Source organism: Clostridium sp. BL-8, from assembly GCF_002006495.1.
GTDB lineage: Bacteria > Bacillota > Clostridia > Clostridiales > Clostridiaceae > Clostridium.
Window position 1 is genome coordinate 1 of sequence record NZ_LZZL01000165.1, and the last position, 4,419, is coordinate 4,419.

At 27.8% G+C, this 4,419-nt stretch carries 6 protein-coding genes; 5 read left to right on the forward strand and 1 reads right to left on the reverse strand.

Annotated elements, in window-relative coordinates; translation table 11 throughout:
- Window positions 1-472 (forward strand): RloB family protein (locus CLOBL_RS26670; RefSeq protein WP_143323965.1); only part of this gene is annotated, 472 nt, incomplete at its 5' end.
- Between the two features lie 212 nt (window positions 473-684).
- Here the strand turns inward: CLOBL_RS26670 and CLOBL_RS26675 are convergent.
- Window positions 685-1,392, reverse strand: a complete 708-nt coding sequence (locus tag CLOBL_RS26675) for a DEAD/DEAH box helicase family protein (protein WP_179117850.1) — start codon at window positions 1,390-1,392, stop codon at window positions 685-687.
- 332 nt (window positions 1,393-1,724) lie between these two features.
- On the opposite strand from CLOBL_RS26675, the gene CLOBL_RS26680 reads away from it, so the two are divergent.
- The 4 genes from CLOBL_RS26680 to CLOBL_RS26695 all read left to right on the forward strand — a co-directional run.
- A complete protein-coding gene (locus CLOBL_RS26680) occupies window positions 1,725-1,859 on the forward strand; it encodes a type II toxin-antitoxin system HicA family toxin (RefSeq protein WP_077861769.1) in 135 nt (44 codons plus the stop codon).
- Between the two features lie 153 nt (window positions 1,860-2,012).
- Window positions 2,013-2,834, forward strand: coding sequence for a hypothetical protein (locus CLOBL_RS26685; protein WP_077861770.1), 822 nt, complete (start codon window positions 2,013-2,015; stop codon window positions 2,832-2,834).
- 20 nt (window positions 2,835-2,854) lie between these two features.
- Window positions 2,855-3,061: a hypothetical protein gene (locus tag CLOBL_RS26690; protein WP_035301731.1), complete on the forward strand. Its 207-nt coding sequence runs from the start codon at window positions 2,855-2,857 to the stop codon at window positions 3,059-3,061.
- Window positions 3,062-3,859: 798 nt separating this feature from the next.
- Window positions 3,860-4,419 (forward strand): MBL fold metallo-hydrolase (locus CLOBL_RS26695; RefSeq protein ID WP_077861771.1); only part of this gene is annotated, 560 nt, incomplete at its 3' end.

A 4,419-nucleotide genomic window follows, 5' to 3' on the forward strand; every position in this document is an offset into this window, starting at 1 on the left:
AGATAGAGTATGGTGCTTGATGGATGTGGATTTAAACTATAATAATCCTGATCCGATTGAAAGTAGAACTCAGGAAATTCAAAGAGCCTATACAAAAGTTGAAAATTACAAGAAAAGAAGCAAGGTCAAAATAAATCTTGGATTATCAAATCCATGTTTTGAAATATGGTACTTGTTGCATTACAAATATACTACTGCTAATTTTAAAAATTATGATGCTGTAAAAGAACGAATTGAAAAGGATACGCCGCTTAAGGAATATGAAAAGAATAAATCAATATATTCAATAATTCATGATCAAACATCAAGTGCACTTATTAATTGTGGGAAGTTAAGGAATTATCATGAAGACTTGGGAAGAAATATATTAGATATTAATCTGAATAATATTAAGGACGTAATACAAAGCAATCCTTATACCAATGTTGATCTATTAGTTGGATATATTGAGACGTTAAATGAAAAATTATAAGAAGAAATCAAATATATTTATGAAGGATATAGAAGTTTGCAATCAATGTGAAAACTAGCAGAGCTTAGAAGTAGCAGCATCTAAATGGTTAGATAATAATGATCACCCAGGACAAATAAGCTTAGGTGATCAATTATTATATGAGAATATAATAATTGAAACTAGAACAATCAATTATTAAAAACTTTATATGTAAAAGTATATTAATAGCTTTATACATTATCAAATTCATATTGAACTCCAGCATTTTCATTTATATTATAATCAAGATTTTTATAGCCCTTAAGTCTTTTATTATACATTTTTACTAGAATGGGAACATTATTATCTATATAATCATATATTTTCACTATATTTTTGCCTTCATACATTCTTTGCAATCTTCCTGCATATTGCTCAAGTACACCTTCCCAGGAGATTGGCATTGTTATGATTTTATCGTATTTATCTTTTCTGTTAGGGGTAGCAGTTAACCCTAAAATATATTTAGATTTTGCAGCTTTCATAATTTTTTCAAAAGTAAATGCAGCTATATGATGGCATTCATCTATAATAATTTGGCCATAATTATTTAATATGTTATCAAGATCATCAATTTTATTTAAAGTCTGCATAGTAGCTATATCAATTATATTACTTACTTTTTTCTTTCCGCCGCCTAATCTGCCAATAGTATTTTTATTTGTTTCTAAGAAAATTTTTAATTTTTCTTCCCATTGTTCAATTAATTGAATGCTATTAACAATTATCAATGTGCTTACATTTCTAGAAGAAATGATATTAGCAGCAACTACTGTTTTTCCAAAAGCAGTAGAAGCCCAAAGAATACCATTATCATGTTTTAAAATAGCCTCTACAGCAGTATGCTGATAATCGTATAATTTACCATTAAATACTGAATCTATAGGTATTCTAGACAATCTCTTATCGATTATATTAACCTTAACCTATAATTTATGAAGTAGTTGTAAGGAAATATAGTAAGAGGTATATATATTCATAGAAGTGATAAGAATATTGTAGAATTCATAGATGTGCTTGTTTATATGAAAGGTAAGAAAACACTAAAGAAATAGTAAGATATAGTTAATTTTTTTAATAGTTTATTATACGCTAATACCAGTATTTTATTGTTATATTTGAAATAGCTAAAAAGAAATTAAATAAAGAAATTGAAGAAGAACACAATCTAATAGAACAACTTAATAAAAACAAAAAAACAGATTATTTAAAGATTTTTAATTATAAAGATATGATTGATTTAGCAGAAAAACATGATTATAAGCAGGTCAGACAAAGCGGAGATCATATTATTATGCAGCATAAAAAGACTAATAAAATAGTTTCGATTCCAGCTCATGAATTAAAATATGGATTAATGCTTTAAATACAAAAACAAATTCAGATTAATAAAGTAAGTTGATGAAAAAATTAAGCTAATAACATTTGTGAATAAAATAAATTAAAAGAAGAACAAGTTTAAATATATTAATTATTAGGCTATAATGAAAATATAAATAATGTGGTGAGGAGCGTGAATATGAAAAGCATAAATTATGAAGATATGATAATGAAACGAGCTATGGATGTTTTTGCAGAAGAAGGCTTAAAATTTTTTGGAATAGAAAAGAAAGTTAAAGAAGTAAGCTCAACAGAAATTGTTGTACTAGAAGCAAAAAATATGTTCATGGATTATACTTTTTTGATGGAAGATGATACGTATATACACATAGAGTTTCAAACCACTGATAAAGGAGTTGCTGATTTAAGAAGATTCAAAGCGTATGAATCATTATTTGAGCTTCAAATGAATAAAGACATAGTAACTTATGTTGTGTATTCAGGAAATATAAAAAATCCATTAAATTGTTATAAAAGCGGAATAAATACTTACAACGTTAAAGCTATATCAATGGCTAATAAAGATGGTGATGAAGTATTTGACGAAATTATAAATAAAATAAAAAATGGTGATAAGGTAGAAAAACAAGATTTGATAACATTAACTTTTACTCCTATAATGGGTGGAAAATCAGGTAAGGCAGATAGAATATTAAATGCAATTAAAATAGTTAGGAACGTAGATACGGAATATAAGTACGATATTGAAACAATTTTATATGCTTTTGCAAGTAAATTTTTAGAAGGTAAAGATTTAGAAAAAGTAAGGGAGGAGATAAAAATGACTGAACTAGGTAAAAGCTTAATAAAAGAAGGGAAATTAGAAGGAAAGCAAGAAAATTCAATAGAAATTGCTAAAAGAGCTATTAAAGAAGGAATGAGTGATGAACTTATTAGCAAATTAACAGAATTAACCATTGAACAAATTCAAATAATAAGAAAAACTATTGAAACTAATTAGTAGGAATGGATAAAATAAGTATGACTGAATTAGGTAGAAGCTTAATTGAAGAAGGCATGGAAAAGGGAATTGAAAAGGGAATAGTTGAAGGAGAAAACAAAAAGACTATTGAGATTGTAAAAAATGCTATCAAAAAAGGAATGGACAATAGTATAATAAGTGATTTGACTGGGCTATCGAATGAAGAAATTGAGGCAATAAGAAAAGCTCTAAAATATAGCAATTAAGGACATAGAGAGTATGACTAATTAGGTAAGAGTTTATTTGAAGAAGGTTTTAAAGATGGTAAGCAGGAAAATGCAATAGAAACAGCTAAAAGAGCCATAAACGAAGGTATAAGTGATCAATTGATTAGTGAAGTGATTGGTCTATCTATAAAAGATGTTCGGATAATAAGAATAGCTATAAAAACTAATTAATAAAACAAATTAAATAAAATTATAAAAAGGAAGATATTAATATATTTTAAGCAATAGACAATGTACGAGATATAGAACTTCTAAACGAAGGTTTTTGGATTCGCATATATTTTATTCAGCTTAAAGCAATTAATATCTTTTGTTTTTCAGCTTGTACTTTTCATCCTTTGTTTGACCGAAGTGAGTTGAAATCAAAGGAATAGACAAGCTTTAAGGATAAAAATCTCATGCATGTTATAAATGATTTCAACATACTTATCTAAATACTTTAAGTCTATTTAATAAGCTTGATTATTCCATACTTTTGACTTAAAGGCGAGGCTTTGAAGTTTTGCGTATTGTTTCTTTCGACTTGGAGTTTAGAAGCAAATTTAGAGTTAAGTGGCAGCAGAAAACATTAAATGTAAAATAAAGTCTGCGATACATATTAAGAAATTGTAAATATTGATATAATATATATAGTAAAGATTATTTGTCTAATACATAGAAGAGTAGTAATTTATGGAGAAGGTGAAGTTATGAAGACATTTTTACGTATGCATCCAAAGAATGTATTATCCTCTGTGCAGCTATGAAATTAATATTGTACAGAGGAGTGTATATTAAATGAATAGATTAAATAAACCAGTTATTACAGAAGAAACAATAAAAGCAATGGAGGATATGTCATTTTTTACTCATGCTAAGATTTTTGACGATTTGCTAATTGTTGCACAAAAGCAAATAAATTGTTTTGTATTAAAGACAACTGAGGGACTTATAGTGATAGATGCTATTTGGCCGGCAAAAGAAGCTTTTGAGGCAATAGTAGACGCCATTAAAGACGTGGGATGGAATCCAGATACAATAAAAAAACTGGTTTTAACTCATGGACATGTTGATCATACAGGATGTGGGAGATGGCTTGTTGAAAAATATCATGCTTACACATATATTTCTAAAGTAGATGATATTTTCTGGGCTGAGCATCCAACGAAGCCTAGTAGACCAGAAACGTGGAAAGATTATAAAATTGATGTTTATGTTCAAGATGGAGACACCATAACATTGGGAGATAAAAAAATATATGTTTACGGTACCTCTGGCCATACTCCGGGAGGATTAAGTTACATATTTCCTGTAAAAGAAGATGGAGAAATCCATATGGCAGCATTATGGGGAGGTAC

What these genes read in the sequence shown, in the direction of transcription:
- CLOBL_RS26680 (WP_077861769.1), top strand. Translation starts at nt 1,725, where the DNA reads ATGATTGATTTAGCAGAAAAACATGATTATAAGCAGGTCAGACAAAGC.
- CLOBL_RS26685 (WP_077861770.1), top strand. Translation starts at nt 2,013, where the DNA reads ATGAAAAGCATAAATTATGAAGATATGATAATGAAACGAGCTATGGAT.
- CLOBL_RS26690 (WP_035301731.1), top strand. Translation starts at nt 2,855, where the DNA reads ATGACTGAATTAGGTAGAAGCTTAATTGAAGAAGGCATGGAAAAGGGA.